The following is a 17,159-nucleotide window of genomic DNA, read 5'->3' as shown; positions in this document are numbered from 1 at the left end:
ATGATGGAGATGCAAAGCGCACGGCATTTGAGTCCGCCTTGGCCCGAGGGGCGAGGCCCAGCGGCCGCGCAGGGTCTCTCGCAAGAGCTGCCTTTTTATGCCCCGCAAGGGGATGAATGCCGGCTCTTCGAGCATGCCCATGCCAACGCCCTGCCGCTGCTGATCAAGGGGCCGACCGGCTGCGGCAAGACGCGCTTTGTCGAACATATGGCGGCCCGCCTGGACCGGCCCTTGATCACGGTCAGCTGCCACGACGATCTGAGTGCTTCCGACCTGGTCGGGCGCTTTCTGATCAGCGAGGGCAACACGCAGTGGTGCGACGGCCCGCTGACCCGCGCGGTGCGCCAGGGTGCCATCTGTTATCTGGATGAGGTGGTGGAGGCAAGGCGCGACACCACCGTCGTCCTGCATCCGCTGGCCGATGACCGGCGCATGCTGCCGATCGAGCGCACCGGAGAGCAATTGCAGGCGGCCCCCGGTTTCATGCTGGTGATCTCCTACAACCCCGGCTATCAAAACCTGTTGAAGAGCCTCAAGCCCAGCACCCGCCAGCGCTTTGTGGCGCTCTGCATGGGCTACCCGAACGCGACGGTCGAGCAGGCCATCATCGAAGCCGAGGCCGGTGTTGCGCCGGCCGTGGCGGCCCAACTGGTCAAGCTGGCCACCGCCTTGCGGCGCCTCAGTGACCATGATCTGGAAGAAACAGTCAGCACCCGTTTGCTGGTGGTAGCCGCCCGCTTGGTGGGCTCGGGCCTGGGCTTGCGGCACGCGGTGCAGGCGGCCATTGTTGACGCGCTGACCGATGACGCAGACACCGCCGCCGCTCTCGATGAGTTGGTCCAGGCGGTCTGCAGTGAAGCCCGCTGACCCAAACCAGGTCGCCCTGGCCCATGTCCGCCAGAACGGCGCCAGCGCTTTGCGCCAGGCACGCCGGCAACGACTGCGGCGCGCCCTGCAACTGGGCTTCTTCCTGCTCTTTGTGCTGGCCCCGGCCCTCAATCTGCTGCGCTTCGACCTCAACGAAACGCAACTCTGGTTTCTGGGCCAGCGCTGGTCGCTGGGCCTGGATGCCTTCCGCGCCGGCCAGGCCAGCGCGGCGCAAACGGCGCTGAACATCTTTGGCCGCGCCTTCTTGCCGGCCATCCTGTTGATCGTCGGCTTTCTCTTCATCGCCTGGCGCTACGGCCGGCTCTACTGTGGTTGGCTGTGCCCGCATTTCTCGGCGGTCGAGTTGTTGAACGACCTGCTGCACCGCGCCATCGGCAAGCTGAGCCTGTGGGACCGGGTGCGCGTCAATCGGCATGGCCGCCAGCCGCAGGCGCGTTGGTGGCCGGTGTTTGCTTTCTCCTGCCTCTTCATGGGCGCGTTGTGGGCCATCACGCTCTTGAGCTATCTGCTGCCGCCGACCGAAATCTGGGGCAATCTGCTGCACGGCAGCCTGACGCCCAACCAGGCCCGCTTTCTGGGCATTGCCACGCTGATCTTCACGGCCGAGTTCGCTTTCGCGCGCCATCTGTTCTGCCGTTTTGGCTGTGCGGTGGGCCTGTTCCAAAGCCTGGCCTGGATGGCCAATCCGCGCGGCATGGTGGTCGCCTTCGATCGCGACAACGCGCGCGACTGCCGATCCTGCGACCAGCCTCGCGGTTCCGCCTGCGACTCGATCTGCCCGATGCGCCTGCACCCGCGCAATATCAAACGAATGATGTTTTCCTGCGTGCAGTGCGGCCAATGCATCGAGTCCTGTGAAAGCTCGCAGGGCGCGCAAGGCCGCGAACAACTGCTGGAGTGGCAGGTCGGACTGGACGCGGTGCGGGAGACCTTGCGACAAAGAAAAATCGATCGGCAGGCCGACAGCGGCGCCCGGCCCGAGAAGGACCAAGAAGGCGCGTGATGCCCATCAATAAACCGCTTGAGCGCAGAGGCGAGGACTGATATGGAAGAGTGGATTGGCCAAGTCTGGCATCGCCTGATCAGCCGCGCCGCCGACCCTCGGCACCTGGCCGCGGCGGTCAATTTGAAGCAGATGCAACGACCCATCGGCCTACTGTTCCGCGCCGCGGGCGGCAGCCCGGCCATCCGTGTCGGCGAGGCGCAGGCCGCCCAGACCGGCGGGCCGCGCGGCTGGCTACAACGCGTGGCCGGCGTCGACGGCCGGGTGGCGCTGGCCCGGTTGGAAACGGATGTGCTGTCGCTGCCGGCCCAGATCGCCGTCTTTGATCAAGCGGCATTGAATCGCACGCTCTACCTCTGGCTGGCCGCCTTGTCGGCGGTGTTCGAGGACAGTGGCGACTGGGTCAGCGACAACCTCGATGCCAGCGCGCGTGCGCTGGAAGTTTTCCCGGGCCTGCGCGAGCGCTATCAGCAATTGCTGACCGCTCATCTGGCCCAGCGCCCCGATCCCGCCGGCATGCGCGAACCCGCTCGCACGGCCGAACTCCGGCTGCAAGCGATCCTGAGGCGGGAGCAGCTGCCGCCGCCACAGGATCAGCCGGCCGCAGGGTTCGGCACAGAGGGTCAGGTCTTGCCTCGGCTGAGCCCGGAGCAGCTGGCCCCGCTATGGCTGTGGTTGCTGCCCTGCGATGGCGTCGCCGCGCCGCTGGGCAAGCGGGGGGGCGCCGCCAATGACGCGGGCTCGCGCAGCAAGCCGGCCGAACAAGACCGCACCCGGCGCCACGCCAAGCAGCAAAGCGAGGCCGGCCGCAAGGACGGCTTGATGATGTTCTTCCGCACCGAGTCGCTGCTGAGTTGGTCCGAGTACGTCAAGGTCAACCGGGCCAACGATGACGACGAAGACGGCAATGCCGTCGCTGCCGCCAACGATATGCAGACCCTCACCGTCACCGAGGGCGGACAAACGCTGGCGGCGCGGGTCAAGTTCGACCTCGATCTACCCAGCGCCGCCGCCGACGACACGCCGCTCGGGCCCGGCGAGCGCCTGCCCGAATGGGACTGGAAACGCCAGCTGCTGCAACCCGAACATTGCGCGCTGCAGCGCTATGTCAATGCCGAAGCACCGCCCTTCGCCGCACCGCCCGCCTTGCGCCAGACGGCTCGCCGCGTACGCCGACGCTTGGAGACGCTGCGCGCCGCCCCGCACTGGCAGCGCGGCATGGAGGCCGGCGAAGAAATTGATCTCGACGCCTGGGTGCGGCACGCCACCAGCGGCGCGCACAGCGACTCACCGGCCGTCTACGCCCGCACGCTCAAGACCGAACGCAGCATGGCGGCCCTGGTGATGGCCGACCTGAGCCTGTCCACCGACGCCTATGCCAACAACACGCAGCGGGTGATCGACGTGATTCGCGAGGCCTTGTTTGTCTTCGGCGAAGCGCTGGACGGCGTCGGCGACGCCTTCGAGATGCTGGGCTTCTCGTCGGTACGGCGACAACATGTGCGCATCCAGCACCTGAAGGGCTTCGACGAAAGCTGGGGGCCACGGCCCAAGGCCCGCGTCGGCGCCATCAAACCGGCCTATTACACCCGCATGGGCGCGGCCATCCGCCACGCGACGGCGCGGCTGAGCCAGCGACCCGAAAGGCAACGACTCTTGCTGATCTTGACCGATGGGAAACCGAACGACCTCGATCATTACGAGGGCCGATTTGGCCTCGAGGACACCCGCCACGCGGTGCAGGCGGCGCGGGCGGCCGGCCTGACGCCGTTTTGCGTCACCATCGACGAAACCGCCCACGACTACCTGCCCCATCTGTTCGGCAGCCAGGGCTATGCCCTGGTGCATCGCCCGCAAGATTTGGTGCTGCGCCTGCCCAAGCTGTACGCCTCGCTGACTCGGAATTGACGCACATCAAGGGGATCATCCTTTCGGCCCTCGGTCGCAAGAACTACCGAGGGACTAGTCTTCCGCTCGCCCCATCGTTCTGAAGAACTAGGCGCTGGCTGGACTTGATCTAACACAAGTTCGCCACTGACCGCCTCCGCAGAATCGCGCTCCAACAAGCCCACTCGGCCTTTCTTCGGAGCCTTCGCAATGTCCGCCACCTCGTTCGATTTGCCGCGCTACCTGTCCGTCCTGCCGCTGTTCGCCGACATGCAAACCACTGAATTGCAACGCCTGGCCAACCGGGGCTGTCGGCTGCAAAGACTGAGTCGCGGTGACACGATTTTTCGAGTCGGCGAGTGCTGCGAAGAATTCCATGTGGTGGTGACCGGCCAGGTCAAACTGTTCGCCCTCTCCTCCAGCGGCGCCGAAAAGGTCATCGAGCTGGTCGGCCCCGGCAACACCTTCGGCGAGGCGCTGATGTTTTCCGGCCGCGCCCACATCGTCAACGCGCAAGCCCTCAGCGAAACCTTTTTGCTGACCATCAGCAAGGATGCGGTGATGGACGAGATCGCCCGCGACCCACGCTTCTCGCTGCGCATGCTGGCCGGCGTCTCCAAACGCCTGCACGGCCTGATCAGCGATGTCGAGTCCTATTGCCTGCACAGCGGCATCCAGCGTGTCATCGGCTATCTGCTGCGCGACCATATGGTGGAAGACAACGTCAGCGGCACCACCATCACCGTCTCGCTGCCGGTCAGCAAGGCCACCATCGCCTCGCGCCTGTCGCTGACGCCGGAGTACTTCTCACGTGTCTTGCATGAGTTGGAGGCCGAGGGCCTGATCAAGATCGACCGACGCGACATCTGCATCCTCAATACCCGCGGCTTGGCCAGCTACCAACTGCAATAACTCGCATCCAGCCCAGAAAGCCAAGCCCCTCATGGCCCGCGACCGCGACCATCTGCCCCTCGTCTACAGCTGCTCGGGCTGCTCCAGCGCCGCCCAACTGGCCAACCATCTGGCCCTTAGACTCGACCGAGCCGGATTGGCCGAAATGAGTTGCATCGCCGGGGTGGGCGGCGGCGTACCCAGTTTGGTGCGCAAGGCCACCGAGGCGCAAGCCCAGGGGCGCCCCATCATGGCGTTGGACGGCTGCGTGCTAGCCTGCGTCAAGCACAGCCTAGCCGGCCGTGAGGTGCAGGCAACGGCCCATATCGAATTGCATCGCCTCGGCGTCAAAAAAGTCTACCAAGCCGACTTCGCCCCCGAGCAGGCCAATCAATTGTTCGAGCAACTCAGCAAGCGCCTGTTGACCCTGCAAGTAGGCGACGCCGCGCCAGCGAAGGTCGATGACTGTGGCCGCGCCGGCGACAGCGAAACCAGGACGGCCCGCGCAAGTGCATCGAGCTGACCGACAATCCCGTCCATTCGTTCGCTGACAAGCCCCCTGCCCATGCAAATCACCCACTTCCAAGACCTGCTCAGCGCGGCAGCGCAGCAGATCGACGCACAGCGCCTGTTGATGGTGTTTGCCGGCGCCACGCTGCCGGAGAATGCCAGCCCACAACAGCGGGCCGACTTTGAGGCCGGCCATGGCGGCGAGCTGACGCCGATGATGTGCGTGGACAAACTCCCCCAGGACTTGGCCAACTTCGAGGCCCTGGCGGCCGAGGCCGACCGGCTGACGACAAACTGGCAGATCGTGTTTGCCACCAGCCTATCGGGCAGCCCAGGCCAAGCGCCCAGCACCACCGAAGCCGAGGCCGCCTTGCATCAGATGGTCGAATCCATCAAGGCCGGACGCCTCGACGCCTTCATCCCCTTCAACCGGGCCGGCGAACCGGTGCGACTGCACGCTGCTTGACGAGGCGGGCCGGCCTTTTCACCGTTTCGTCGGCACGGCAAAGCCGCTGACCTTCCGCGGCGTCAGCGTGCAAAAGCTGCTGACCCAAGGCGGCAGCTTCAATCTGAAGACCTGGGCCATGTCCACGCCCTACCTACTGTCGGTTGAAACGGGCGTGCTGACCTCCTCACAGCTGGGCGGCTCGGTTAACTGAGCCGAGCTGCGGCGACAATAGTGCAGCGCGGACCGGCACGGTACGCGACACCGCCGCAAGTCAAGGCCGCCGCTTCGGCGGCTTTGTCCGTTCAGCCGGGCCAGAAACTACTTGAAAGTCTTCAAAAGCCCACAAAACAGGGGAAAGTCCGCATGCCTGACTTTCGGCACGGCAAACCCGGGCCGCTAGGCTGACGCCCTGCGCTATAGGCCCCGCCCGCATCAGTCCTCGAAACCCGACGACGCCGGCCGCCACTCCCAATCTCTCTTTTCATCTCCGCCCATGAAATCCAACAAACTCTGCACCCTGGTCCTGCTGCTTCAACTCGCCGGCCTCAGCCATGCGGGCGCCGCGGGCTACCCCGGCCCCAGCGGCAGTACCGGTCACGCCTTGAGCAAGGCCAGCAGCCAAATCGGCAGCAACGCAGCCGCCCCCGGCCTCGACTTGGCCCACTATGACCCCCAGGTGCGGGTGCAGGATGACCTGTTCCGCGCGGTCAATGGCGGTTGGCTGAAGACGGCGCAGATCCCCGCGTCCAAGGGTTCGCACGGCAGCTTCGAGATCCTGCGCGACCAGTCCGACGCGCATGTGCGCGCCATCGTCGAGAAGCTGGCTGCACAACCCCAGCAGGCCGGCAGCAACGAGCAAAAGATCGGTGACTTCTACGCCGGCTTCATGGACACGGACGCCATCGACCAGGCCGGACTGAAGACCCTACGGCCGCTGCTGGACGAGATCGCCGCAATCCAAGACCGCCAGCAACTGGCCGCCTGGCTGGGCCGCTCGCAAGGCGTTTTGAACCTGCCGCTGAACCTGATCGTGGCCCCCGACGCCAAGGAGCCGCTGTTGAACCGCGTGCGCGCCTACCAAGGTGGCCTGGGCCTGCCCGAGCGCGACTACTTCGTCAACCGCGACGACAAGCGCATGGCCAAGGCTCGCGCCGACTACCTGCATTACCTGAGCACCTTGGCACGCCTGACCGGCGAGGCCAAGCCCGCCGAGGCGGCGCGTCGCGTGCTGGCGCTGGAGCAAAAGATCGCCGAACTGCACTGGGACGCGGTGGCCAACCGCGATGTACAAAAGACCTATAACCCGATGACACCGGCCGAATTGGCCGCGCAAGCGCCTGGTTTTGACTGGGCCGGCTTCTTCGCCGGTGCGCAGCTGAGCAAGATCGACAAGCTCTCGGTGACCCAGCCCAGCGCCGCCATCGGCATTGCCAAGCTGTTCGAGACCGCGCCCTTGGCCGACTGGAAGCTCTACGCCAAGCTGCACACCGGCAACGCCTATGCCGCGGTGCTGCCGAAGGCCTTCCGCGATGCGTCCTTTGCCTTCCACGGCAAGGCCATGACGGGCACCAAGACACCGCTGCCACGCTGGCAACAAGGCACCGGCGAGGTCAACGAGGCGCTGGGCGAGGCCGTCGGCAAGATCTATGTGGCCGAGCATTTCACGCCCGCCCACAAGGCCCGCATGCAAGAGTTGGTGGCAAACCTGATGGCCGCCTTCGGGGAGTCGATCCAGGGCCTGTCCTGGATGAGCCCGGCGACGCAAAAGGCCGCGCAAGAAAAGCTGTCCAAGTACATGGTCAAGATCGGCTACCCGGACAAGTGGCGCGACTACAGCGCGCTGCAAGTGCGCGCCGGCGACGCCTTGGGCAATCGCCAGCGAGCCAGCCACTTTGCCTGGGCCCGCGAGGTTGCCAAGGCCGGCCAACCAGTAGACCGCAGCGAATGGGGCATGACGCCGCAAACCGTCAACGCCTATTACGACGAAACCGTCAACGAGATCGTCTTCCCGGCCGCCATCCTGCAGCCGCCGTTCTTTGACATGAACGCCGATGACGCGGTCAATTACGGCGCCATCGGCGCGGTCATCGGCCACGAAATCAGCCACGGTTTTGACGACCAGGGCGCCCAGTACGACGGCGACGGCATGCTGCGCAACTGGTGGACCGAGGCCGACGCCAAGGCCTTCAGCATGCTGGGTGAACGCCTGGCCGCGCAGTTTGACGGCTACCAGGCCCTGCCCGGCAAGCGCGTCAACGGCAAGCTGACGCTGGGCGAGAACATTGCCGACCTGTCGGGCCTGCAGATCGCCTACAAGGCCTACCAGCGCTCACTCGGCGGCAAGCCCGCGCCGGTGCAGGCGGGCTACAGCGGCGAGCAGCGTTTCTTCCTCGGCTTCGGTCAAATCTGGCGCGAAAAAGCGCGTGAGCAACAGATGCTGCGACAGCTGACCGCCGACCCGCATTCGCCCGGCGAATTCCGCGCCAATGGCGGCGTCGTCAACCACGATGCCTTCCACCAAGCCTTCGGCACCAAGCCGGGCGACAAGCTCTTCAAGGCCACCGAAGAGCGCATCCGCTTCTGGTAAGGCATCCGGCAATGCATCTGCCGAGCAACTGCACAGCATTGGCCGGGCCACAAGCCCGCCGATGCCTCCCCTGAGTTCAAAAATCCACCGAACAATGAAGAACATCAAACAGATTTCCACCCTGGCCTTGCTGACCCAACTCGCCTGCGCCAGCATGGCCAGCACGCCGATGCCGCAAGCCGGCCTTGACCTGCCCGGCTTTGACAAGAGCGTGCGGGTGCAAGACGACCTGTTCAAGGCCGTCAACGGCGGCTGGATCAAGCAAACCGAGATCCCCGCTGACAAATCGCGTTATGGCAGCTTCGAGCTGCTGCGCGATCAGTCCGATGCCCATGTGCGCAAGCTGATCGACGAGCTGACAGCCAAGCCGCAAGCCAGGGGCAGCAATGGGCAAAAGATTGCTGACTTCTACGCTGCCTATCTGGATACCGCCAGCATCGACAAGCTGGGCCTGGCGCCGATTCAGCCGCTGTTGGCCGAGATCGCCGCGCTGAAGTCCAAGGCCGAACTGGCCGCTTGGCTGGGCGCCAACCAGACACGTAGCCACTCGCCGGTGCGCGTGTTCGTGATGGCAGACGCCAAGAATCCGCTGGTCAATGGCGTTCGCCTGGTGCAAAGCGGCCTGGGCATGCCCGACCGCGACTACTACCTCAAGCAAGACGACGCGCGCATGGCCAAGGCGCGCGAGGCCTACCGCAACTACCTCACCACGCTGGCCGGCCAACTCGGCGACAAGGCCCCGGCCGCGACGGCCGAGCGCGTCATGGCGCTGGAGCAGCGCATGGCCGGTATGCACTGGGACAAGGTCGAGAACCGCGACCCGGTGAAGACCTACAACCCGATGAGCCGCGGTGAGCTGAGCGCCAAGGCACCCGGATTCGACTGGGCCCGTTTCATGCAAAGCGCCGGCCTGGGCGAGACGACCAGCATCACGGTGTCGCAGCCCAGCGCGATCAGCGCGCTGGCGCAATTGGTGGACGAGGTGCCATTGGCAGACTGGCAGCAATACCTGAGCCTGCATGCGCTGAACAATGCCGCCGAACTGCTGCCACAGGTGCTGCGCGACGCCAAATTCGCCTTCCAAGGCCAGGCCCTGACCGGCGCCAAGGCCGAGCTGCCACGCTGGCAGAAGGCCACCGCCGAGACCAATGCCGCGCTCGGCGAGGCGATCGGCGAGTTGTATGTGGCGCGCCACTTCCCGCCGGCCTACAAGGCCCGCATGCAGACGCTGGTGAACAATCTGCTGGCGGCCTACAAGGACTCGATCGACAAGCTCGACTGGATGAGCGCCGCCACCAAGGCCGAGGCCCAGGACAAGCTGTCCAAATACGTCACCAAGATCGGCTACCCCGACAACTGGCGCGACTACAGCAAGCTAGAAGTTCGCCCCGGCGACGCCTACGGCAATAGCGTGCGCGCTGCCGGTTTCCAATGGGCGCGCATGGTCGCCAAGGCCGGCAAACCGGTGGACCGGGCCGAATGGTGGTTGACGCCGCAGACGGTGAATGCTTACTACAGCCCCAACAACAACGAGATCGTCTTCCCCGCAGCCATCCTGCAGCCGCCCTTCTTCGACATGAACGCCGATGACGCGGTCAATTACGGTGCCATTGGCGCGGTGATCGGCCATGAGATCAGCCATGGCTTCGACGACAAGGGCAGCCAGTACGACGGCAACGGCGTGCTGCGCAACTGGTGGACGCCGGCCGACCGCAAGGCCTTCGACGGCATCGCCGACCGTCTGGTGGCGCAGTTCGCGGCCTACGAGCCGATTCCGGGCAAGACCTTGAACGGCCGTCTGACGCTGGGCGAAAACATTGCCGACTTGTCGGGTCTGCAGATCGCCTACAAGGCCTATCAACGCTCACTGGCCGGCAAGCCGGCGGCGGTGATCGGCGGCCACACCGGCGCGCAGCGCTTCTTCCTCGGCTTCTCGCAGATCTGGCGCGAAAAGGCCCGCGAGGAGCGCGCGCTGCAGATGCTGACCACCGACCCGCACTCGCCCGGCGAGTTCCGCGCCAACGGCACGGCCATCAATCACGACGGCTTCCACCAGGCCTTTGACACCAAGCCCGGCGACAAGCTGCATAAGCCCGAGTCCGAGCGGATCAGGATCTGGTAAGTCCCGCCGCTTGCTGGGCCATGCCTGCGGCCAATTCGGTCTGCAGGCTGACCACGGTGCCAATCACGATCAAGGCCGGCGCCTTGATCGCGTGCAGCAAGGCCAGCGACGGCAAGCTCTGCACCTGCCCGACCACGCAACGCTGCTCGGGCAGGCTGGCCTTCTCAATCAAGGCGGCCGGCATGTCGGGAGACACGCCGTGCGCCATCAGCTGATCGCAGATGATGGGCAGCGCCCCCAAACCCATATAGATCACGACCGTTTGGTTCGGACGCGCCAGCATCGGCCAGTCCAGATCCACGCTGCGCTCCCCACCATGAGCGCCCTCGGCGGCACCGCGTAAATGCCCGGTGGCAAACACCAGTGAGCAGGCATGGTCGCGGTGTGTCAGTGGAATGCCGGCGTAAGCCCCGGCGCCCTGTGCGGCGCTGATGCCGGGAATGGTTTCAAAAGGAATCCCCGCCGCGGCCAAGGCCTGCGCCTCCTCGCCGCCCCGGCCAAAGATGAACGGGTCGCCGCCCTTCAGGCGCAGCACTGCCTTGCCGCTCTTGGCCAGACGCACCATCAGCTCGATGATGGCCTCTTGCGGCAAGGTGTGCTGGCCGCTTTCCTTGCCCACATAGATCAGGTCGGCGTCGGCAGGCAAGAGCTTCAACACATCTTTGGACACCAGATGGTCATACAGCACCAGACTGGCCTGCCCGAGCGCGCGCGCGGCCTTCACCGTCAACAAGTCCGGGTCCCCCGGACCCGCGCCCACCAGAGTGACGCGCGCCGGCCGGCCCGCGGTGGCATTGGGTACGCCCAGCTTGCGCAAAGTGCCAAAGTACAGCGGTTCATCCAGCATGCTCATGCAGCGCTCCAAGGTCAATTTGATGCAGCTCATTTGAAAAGCAGCGGCCGACCCTGTCCTTGAACCAGTTCAAGGACTTGAACGCCGACGCGCGAGAGGATGCCTCTGCTCGCAACAGGAAACGCAGCCCCTCGCGAGCCCATGAAAAACATGGCCGTCACGCTGCTGGCCTCGACGCAAGTCAGGCCCCTCTGATGGAGTAGAGCAATGAGAAGAACATCGCATCTGTACCGGTTTGCGGCGCTGACGCTGGCATCGCTGGCCGCTCTGGCTTCCTCCGGCGCACAGGCGCAGGAGAAGAAGAACGTCACACCGGCCGAGATGAACTACCAGGCCGGCTCCTCGCCGCTGGGAGACGTGCCGATGTACCAAAGCGCCAACCCCAAGGCGCCGCCGATGACACAGGCGGAGTTCGAGCTGGGTCGCAAGATCTACTTCGAGCGCTGTGCCGGCTGCCACGGGGTGCTGCGCAAGGGCGCCACCGGCAAGCCGCTGACCCCCGACATCACCATCGGTAAAGGCACCGACTACCTGAAGGTCTTCATCGCCTACGGCTCGGCCGCCGGCATGCCGAACTGGCTGACCTCGGGTGAGATGGACGAGAAGACCGTCGACGTGATGGCCCGCTACATCCAGCAAGACGCCCCGGTGCCGCCCGAGTTCGGCATGGCGCAGATGAAGTCGACCTGGAAGGTCATTGTTCCGCCGGAACAGCGCCCGACCAAGAAGATGAACAACTACAACATCGAGAACATCTTCTCGACCACCTTGCGCGACACCGGCGAAGTGGCGCTGATCGACGGCGACACCAAGAAGATCATCAATATCGTCAAGACCGGCTACGCGGTGCACATCTCGCGCACCTCCGCCTCAGGCCGCTATCTGTTTGTGATTGGCCGCGATGCCAAGATCAATATGATCGACCTGTGGATGCCCACGCCCGATAACGTCGCCGAAGTACGGATTGGTCTGGAAGCCCGTTCGGTGGACACCAGCAAGTACAAGGGCAAGGAAGGCGACTTCACCGACAAGCTGGCCATCGCCGGCGCCTACTGGCCGCCCCAGTACGTGATCATGAAGGGCGACACGCTGGAGCCGATGAAGATCGTCAGCACCCGCGGCATGGTGGTCGGCACGCAGGAGTACCACCCCGAGCCCCGCGTGGCCTCGATCGTGGCCTCGCACTTCAAACCCGAGTTTGTGGTCAACGTCAAGGAAACTGGCAAGACGTTGATGGTGGACTACTCCAACATCGACGCGCTCAAGGTCACCGAAATCGGCTCGGCGCCGTTCCTGCATGACGGCGGCTGGGACGCCAGCAAGCGCTACTTCATGGTGGCCGCCAACCAGAGCAACAAGATCTCGGTGATTGACGCCAAAGACGGCAAGCTGACCGCCCTGATCGATGTCGGCAAGATCCCGCACCCCGGACGTGGCGCCAATTTTGTGCACCCGACCTATGGTCCGGTGTGGTCGACCGGTCACCTGGGCGATGACTCGATCTCCCTGATCGGCACCGACCCCAAGGGCCACAAGGCGCAAGCCTTCAAGAAGGTGGCTGAGCTGAAGGGCCAAGGCGGCGGCGCCTTGTTCATCAAGAGCCACCCGAAGAGCAGCCACCTGTACTCGGACTCACCACTGAACCCGGATCCGAAGATCTCGCAATCGGTGGCGGTCTATGACATCAAAAACCTGGACAAGGGCTACACCGTGCTGCCGATCGCCGAATGGGCGGGCTTGAGCGATGACGGCGCCAAACGCGTCGTTCAACCGGAGTTCAACAAGGCCGGTGATGAAGTCTGGTTCTCGGTCTGGTCGGCCAAGAACAAGCAAAGCGCCATGGTGATCGTGGATGACAAGACCTTGAAGCTGAAGGCCGTGATCAAGGACCCGCGCCTGATCACACCGACCGGCCACTTTAACGTCTACAACACCCAGCACGACGTCTATTGATGTGAGCCAGCCAGGCGCCCGCCCCGTGCGGGCGCTGAACTTTCAATCCGAGGAGAACTCATCATGAAGAAAACGCTGTTGATGCCATTGGCGCTGCTGCTTGCCTTCGGCGCTCAGGCGGCCGAGGTCGATGACGCCATGAACAAGGCCGGCTGCATGGCCTGCCACTCGAAAGACAAAAAGATTGTCGGCCCATCGTTCAAGGACATCGCCGCCAAGTACAAAGGTCAGGACGTGGTCGCCAAGCTGAGCGAGAAGGTACGCAAGGGCGGCGCGGGCTCCTTCGGCCCGGTGCCCATGGCCCCAACCGGTCCGGACAAGATCAGCGACGCCGACCTGAAGTCGGCGGTGGAACTGATCCTGAAGAGCTGATCCGATGTGGCGACTGCCCATGCTCTTGTGCGGAGCGGCCCTTGGCCTGACTGCACAAGCCGCCGAGCCCCCGAGCAATGCGCGCCAGCAGGAGTTGGTGCGCATGGTCAGGCAGGACTGCGGCAGTTGCCACGGCATGAAGTTGACCGGCGGCCTCGGCCCCGCGCTGACCCGCGAGGCCTTGGCGGAAACGCCAGTGCTGGCCCTCAAATCGACTATCTACCACGGTCGCCCGGGCACACCGATGCCCCCCTGGCGCAGCATGATTTCAGAAAGCGAAGCCGAATGGATCGCCACCAAGCTGCGGCAAGGTTTCCCGACCGAAGCGCTGGCCAAGGACAAATCATGAGGCCAAGCCTTGTTTACCGGCTGCTGTGCAGCCTCTCGCTGAGCGCCGGTCTGATCGGCTGCGCCGCCACACAGGCGCCGGCCACGATGCCCCAGCCCCACCCTCAGCCCGTAGCCGCCCCAATGCTTTCGACCGGCAGCGGTGATCTGGGTCTGGTGATCGAACGCGCCAGTGGCAGCCTGCAGGTCGTCAACAACAGCCGACTTGAAAGCCTGGGCAAGATCGAAGGTCTGGGCGATCTCTCGCACGCCTCGGTGGTCTATGGCCGAGACGGCGCCACCGCCTATGTGTTTGGGCGCGACGGCGCGCTCAGCAAGGTCAATCTGCTGAGCCGCAAGATCGAGGCCCGGGTTCAACAAAGCGGCAATTCGATCGGCGGCGCCATCTCGCAAGACGGCAGCCTGGTGGCGGCGCAGAACTACCAACCCGGCGGCATCAAGGTCTTTGATGCCAAGACCTTGGCCCTGGTGGCCGACATCCCGGCCACTTACTCGCCCAAGGACAGCCCGGCGAACGCGCCGCAGCAGCTGTCCCGCGTTGTGGGCCTGGCCGACCTGCCCGGTCGGCGTTTCATCTATTCACTCTTTGATGCCGGCGAGATCTGGATCGCAGACCTGAGCCAACCGGCTACGCCAGCGCTGAAGAAGTTCAAGAACGTGGGCAGCCAACCCTATGACGCCCTGGTGACGCCGAATGGCCGCCACTACATCGCCGGACTGTTCGGCGAAGACGGACTGGCGATGATCGACCTGTGGGCCGCTGAGCCCAAAGTAAGGCGTATTCTGAACGGCTATGGCCGCGGTCAGGAGCCGCTGCCGGTCTTCAAGATGCCGCATCTGCGCGGCTGGGCGGTAGCCGGCCGGCACGCCTATCTACCCGCCATCGGCCGCCACGAGGTGCTGGTGGTGGACACCGAAACCTGGACCGAGGTCGACCGCATCAAGGTCGCCGGCCAGCCCGTCTTCGTGATCGCGCGGCCCGATGGGCGCCAGGTCTGGGTCAACTTCGCCGTGCCGGACTACCACCGTGTGCAAGTCATCGACACCCCGACCCGGCAGATCGTCAAGACGCTGGAGCCCGGCAAGGCCGTGCTGCATATGGAGTTCACACCCCGCGGCGAGGCGGTGTGGATTTCCTCGCGCGATGACAACCGCGTCTCGGTGATTGCCACAGACAGTTTTGCCACGCTGGCGCGCCTCGACGCTGCCGCGCCCAGTGGCATCTTCTTCAGCAGCCGCGCCGGCCGCATGGGGTTTTGAATGAGCGACATCGCCGCACGACTGATCAATGACTGGCAGCAACGCTTCCCGCTCTGCAGCGAGCCGCTGAAGGCACTGGGCGAGGCCTGCGGCGTTGATGCCCTCCGGGTCCAGGCCGAACTGAAGAAATTGCATCTGGCCGGCAGCCTCGGCCGCATCGGCGGCATTTGGGGTTCGGGGGCCGGCGGCGCAGCGCTGCTGTGCGCATTCGCGGTGCCGCCGCAGCGACTCGAGGCGGTGGCGGCCTTGGTCAGCGCGCACCCGGGCGTCAACCATAACTACGAACGTGAGCATGCCTACAACCTCTGGTTCGTGATCACCGGGGGCGACGCGACACAGGTGGAGGCCGGCGTCAGCCTGCTGGAGCAGCAAAGCGGCCTGCCCGCACTGCGCCTACCGATGCAGCGCGCCTACCGCATCAACCTCGGCTTTGACCTGCAGCGTCCGCATGGGCGCGACTGCGCCGCGCGCGGCCGCGGCCTCGAGTCGGCACGCGACCCGCAAGGGGCGGCGCATGCGGTGCAGTCCGAAGACCGCGCCTTGGCGGCCCTGGTGGAGGACGGCTTGCCGCTGATCCAGCGCCCCTATGCCGCCTGGGCCCAGGCCCTGGCCTGCAGCGAGGCCCAGATCTTCGCCAAGATCGAGCAATGGCTGGCGCAAGGCACCCTGCGTCGCTTCGGCGTGGTGGTGCGGCACCATGAACTGGGCTTTGCCGCCAACGCGATGTGCGTATTCAATGTGCCGGATGCCGAGGTCGATGCCCACGCTGCCCTGCTCGCGCAACAAGAAGGCGTCACGCTGTGCTACCGACGCGCCCGTGCGGGCGACTGGCCCTACAACCTTTACTGCATGCTGCACGGTCGCGAACGCGGCGAGGTCTTGGCCTGGCTAGAGCAGGCCCGCGCTGCCGCCGGGCTGGAGCAGGTGGAGCAAACCGTGCTCTTCAGTCGGCGTCGCTTCAAGCAATGTGGCGCCCGCTACTTCCGCCACGATCCATCCATGCCCTTGGCCTTGCCCACGTCGCCTCAGGAGCTCAGCCATGCATGAATCCCACAACGCCGGCAACAAAAAGAGCCTGGCCCAACTCGACACGCTCGACGCCGCCCTGATCAATCGCCTGCAAGACGAGTTGCCGCTGGTGTCGCGCCCCTTTGCCGCCATCGCCGAAGAACTCGACAGCAGCGAGGACGAGGTCATGGAGCGCCTGCAACGCCTGCTCGCCAAGGGGGTGTTGAGCCGCTTTGGCCCGCTGTTCCAAATCGAGCGGGCCGGCGGCCTGTTCGTGCTGGCGGCGATGCAGGTGCCGGAAGAGCGCTTCGAAGCCGTCACCGCCCAGGTCAACGCCCTGCCCGAGATCGCCCACAACTACCGCCGCGAGCACACGCTGAACATGTGGTTTGTGATCGCCACCGAAACCCCGGCCGAGGCCGATCAGGTCTGCGCCCGCATCGAGGCGCTGACCGGGTTGAGCGTGCTGGCCTTCCCCAAGGAGCGCGAGTTCTTTGTCGGCCTGCGCCTGCCGGCCACGGCCAATGTCTTCCCCGGAGTGCCCCATGGCCTTGAATCCGTTTGAACGGCAGTTGGTCGCCGCAACCCAGGCCGGCCTGCCACTGGTGCGCGAGCCCTTTGAGGCGCTGGGCGCGGTGCTCGGCGCCAGCGAGGCCGAGGTGCTGGCCGAACTGGGGCGAATGAAGAGCGAGGGCCTGATCCGCCGCATCGGCGCCGTGCCCAACCATTACCGGCTCGGCTATCTGGCCAACGGCATGACCGTCTGGGACGTCAGTGACGCCGAAGTCGACGCGCTCGGCGAGCGCATCGGCACCCTGCCCTTTGTCAGCCACTGCTACCGGCGCCCGCGCCGCCTGCCGCAGTGGCGCTACAACCTGTTCGCGATGGTGCATGGCCATGCGCGCGACGAGGTCGAGGCCCAGGCCGAGCAGATCCGCACGCTGCTGGGCCCGGCCTGCCAGGCCAGCGAAATTCTCTACAGCAGCGCCATTCTGAAAAAGACCGGCCTGCGACTGAAGGAGTAAGCCC

The 17,159-nt window shown here is 65.1% G+C and carries 17 protein-coding genes; 16 read left to right on the top strand and 1 reads right to left on the bottom strand.

Annotated features, from left to right (window positions below; all coding sequences use genetic code 11):
* Positions 1 to 3: 3 nt before the first annotated feature.
* The 9 genes from WG899_RS16405 to WG899_RS16365 all read left to right on the top strand — a co-directional run bounded on the left by WG899_RS16405 (position 4) and on the right by WG899_RS16365 (position 10,336).
* Positions 4 to 867, top strand: coding sequence for a CbbQ/NirQ/NorQ/GpvN family protein (locus tag WG899_RS16405; RefSeq protein ID WP_339596736.1), 864 nt, complete (start codon positions 4 to 6; stop codon positions 865 to 867).
* Positions 854 to 1,891 carry a 4Fe-4S binding protein gene (locus tag WG899_RS16400; RefSeq protein ID WP_339596735.1) on the top strand — a complete coding sequence of 346 codons (1,038 nt, stop codon included), beginning with the start codon at positions 854 to 856 and terminating at the stop codon, positions 1,889 to 1,891. Before WG899_RS16405 ends, WG899_RS16400 begins: the two co-directional genes overlap by 14 nt.
* A gap of 42 nt (positions 1,892 to 1,933) precedes the next feature.
* Positions 1,934 to 3,799 carry a nitric oxide reductase activation protein NorD gene (locus WG899_RS16395; protein ID WP_339596734.1) on the top strand — a complete coding sequence of 622 codons (1,866 nt, stop codon included), beginning with the start codon at positions 1,934 to 1,936 and terminating at the stop codon, positions 3,797 to 3,799.
* Positions 3,800 to 3,988: 189 nt separating this feature from the next.
* Positions 3,989 to 4,690, top strand: a complete 702-nt coding sequence (locus WG899_RS16390) for a Crp/Fnr family transcriptional regulator (protein ID WP_339596733.1) — start codon at positions 3,989 to 3,991, stop codon at positions 4,688 to 4,690.
* A gap of 31 nt (positions 4,691 to 4,721) precedes the next feature.
* On the top strand, positions 4,722 to 5,192 hold the full coding sequence (locus WG899_RS16385; protein ID WP_339596732.1) for a putative zinc-binding protein: 471 nt from the start codon (positions 4,722 to 4,724) through the stop codon (positions 5,190 to 5,192).
* Positions 5,193 to 5,234: 42 nt separating this feature from the next.
* Complete coding sequence (locus WG899_RS16380; RefSeq protein WP_339596731.1) at positions 5,235 to 5,645, top strand: ribonucleotide reductase subunit alpha; 411 nt, start codon at positions 5,235 to 5,237, stop codon at positions 5,643 to 5,645.
* A gap of 67 nt (positions 5,646 to 5,712) precedes the next feature.
* On the top strand, positions 5,713 to 5,838 hold the full coding sequence (locus WG899_RS16375) for a hypothetical protein (protein ID WP_339596730.1): 126 nt from the start codon (positions 5,713 to 5,715) through the stop codon (positions 5,836 to 5,838).
* 282 nt (positions 5,839 to 6,120) lie between these two features.
* Complete coding sequence (locus WG899_RS16370) at positions 6,121 to 8,214, top strand: M13 family metallopeptidase (protein WP_339596729.1); 2,094 nt, start codon at positions 6,121 to 6,123, stop codon at positions 8,212 to 8,214.
* 94 nt (positions 8,215 to 8,308) lie between these two features.
* On the top strand, positions 8,309 to 10,336 hold the full coding sequence (locus WG899_RS16365) for a M13 family metallopeptidase (RefSeq protein ID WP_339596728.1): 2,028 nt from the start codon (positions 8,309 to 8,311) through the stop codon (positions 10,334 to 10,336).
* On the opposite strand, the gene cobA is transcribed toward WG899_RS16365, so the two are convergent.
* On the bottom strand, positions 10,323 to 11,222 hold the full coding sequence (gene cobA / locus WG899_RS16360) for a uroporphyrinogen-III C-methyltransferase (RefSeq protein WP_339596727.1): 900 nt from the start codon (positions 11,220 to 11,222) through the stop codon (positions 10,323 to 10,325). The genes WG899_RS16365 and cobA overlap by 14 nt on opposite strands.
* Before the next feature lie 174 nt (positions 11,223 to 11,396).
* On the opposite strand from cobA, the gene WG899_RS16355 reads away from it, so the two are divergent.
* The 7 genes from WG899_RS16355 to ahbB (WG899_RS16325) all read left to right on the top strand — a co-directional run bounded on the left by WG899_RS16355 (position 11,397) and on the right by ahbB (WG899_RS16325) (position 17,155).
* A complete protein-coding gene (locus WG899_RS16355) occupies positions 11,397 to 13,142 on the top strand; it encodes a cytochrome D1 domain-containing protein (RefSeq protein WP_339596726.1) in 1,746 nt (581 codons plus the stop codon).
* A 63-nt stretch (positions 13,143 to 13,205) separates the two neighbouring features.
* The gene (locus WG899_RS16350; RefSeq protein WP_339596725.1) at positions 13,206 to 13,514 is read left to right on the top strand and encodes a c-type cytochrome; all 309 of its coding nucleotides are present in this window, start codon (positions 13,206 to 13,208) and stop codon (positions 13,512 to 13,514) included.
* 4 nt (positions 13,515 to 13,518) lie between these two features.
* Positions 13,519 to 13,863, top strand: a complete 345-nt coding sequence (locus WG899_RS16345; RefSeq protein WP_339596724.1) for a c-type cytochrome — start codon at positions 13,519 to 13,521, stop codon at positions 13,861 to 13,863.
* A complete protein-coding gene (locus WG899_RS16340; protein ID WP_339596723.1) occupies positions 13,860 to 15,122 on the top strand; it encodes a cytochrome D1 domain-containing protein in 1,263 nt (420 codons plus the stop codon). Before WG899_RS16345 ends, WG899_RS16340 begins: the two co-directional genes overlap by 4 nt.
* Entirely contained in the window at positions 15,123 to 16,169 is a 1,047-nt protein-coding gene (gene ahbB, locus WG899_RS16335; protein WP_339596722.1) for a siroheme decarboxylase subunit beta, read from the top strand.
* Positions 16,162 to 16,695, top strand: a complete 534-nt coding sequence (locus WG899_RS16330) for an Lrp/AsnC family transcriptional regulator (RefSeq protein ID WP_339596721.1) — start codon at positions 16,162 to 16,164, stop codon at positions 16,693 to 16,695. The genes ahbB (WG899_RS16335) and WG899_RS16330 overlap by 8 nt, the downstream gene beginning before the upstream one ends.
* Positions 16,676 to 17,155 (top strand): siroheme decarboxylase subunit beta, encoded by a 480-nt coding sequence (ahbB, locus tag WG899_RS16325; protein WP_339596720.1) that lies wholly within the window; start codon positions 16,676 to 16,678, stop codon positions 17,153 to 17,155. The genes WG899_RS16330 and ahbB (WG899_RS16325) overlap by 20 nt, the downstream gene beginning before the upstream one ends.
* Positions 17,156 to 17,159: the final 4 nt, after the last annotated feature.

This window comes from Paucibacter hankyongi (genome assembly GCF_037482915.1).
Taxonomy (GTDB): Bacteria; Pseudomonadota; Gammaproteobacteria; order Burkholderiales; family Burkholderiaceae_C; genus Paucibacter_A; species Paucibacter_A hankyongi.
This window is presented reverse-complemented; position numbering and strand designations above follow the sequence as displayed.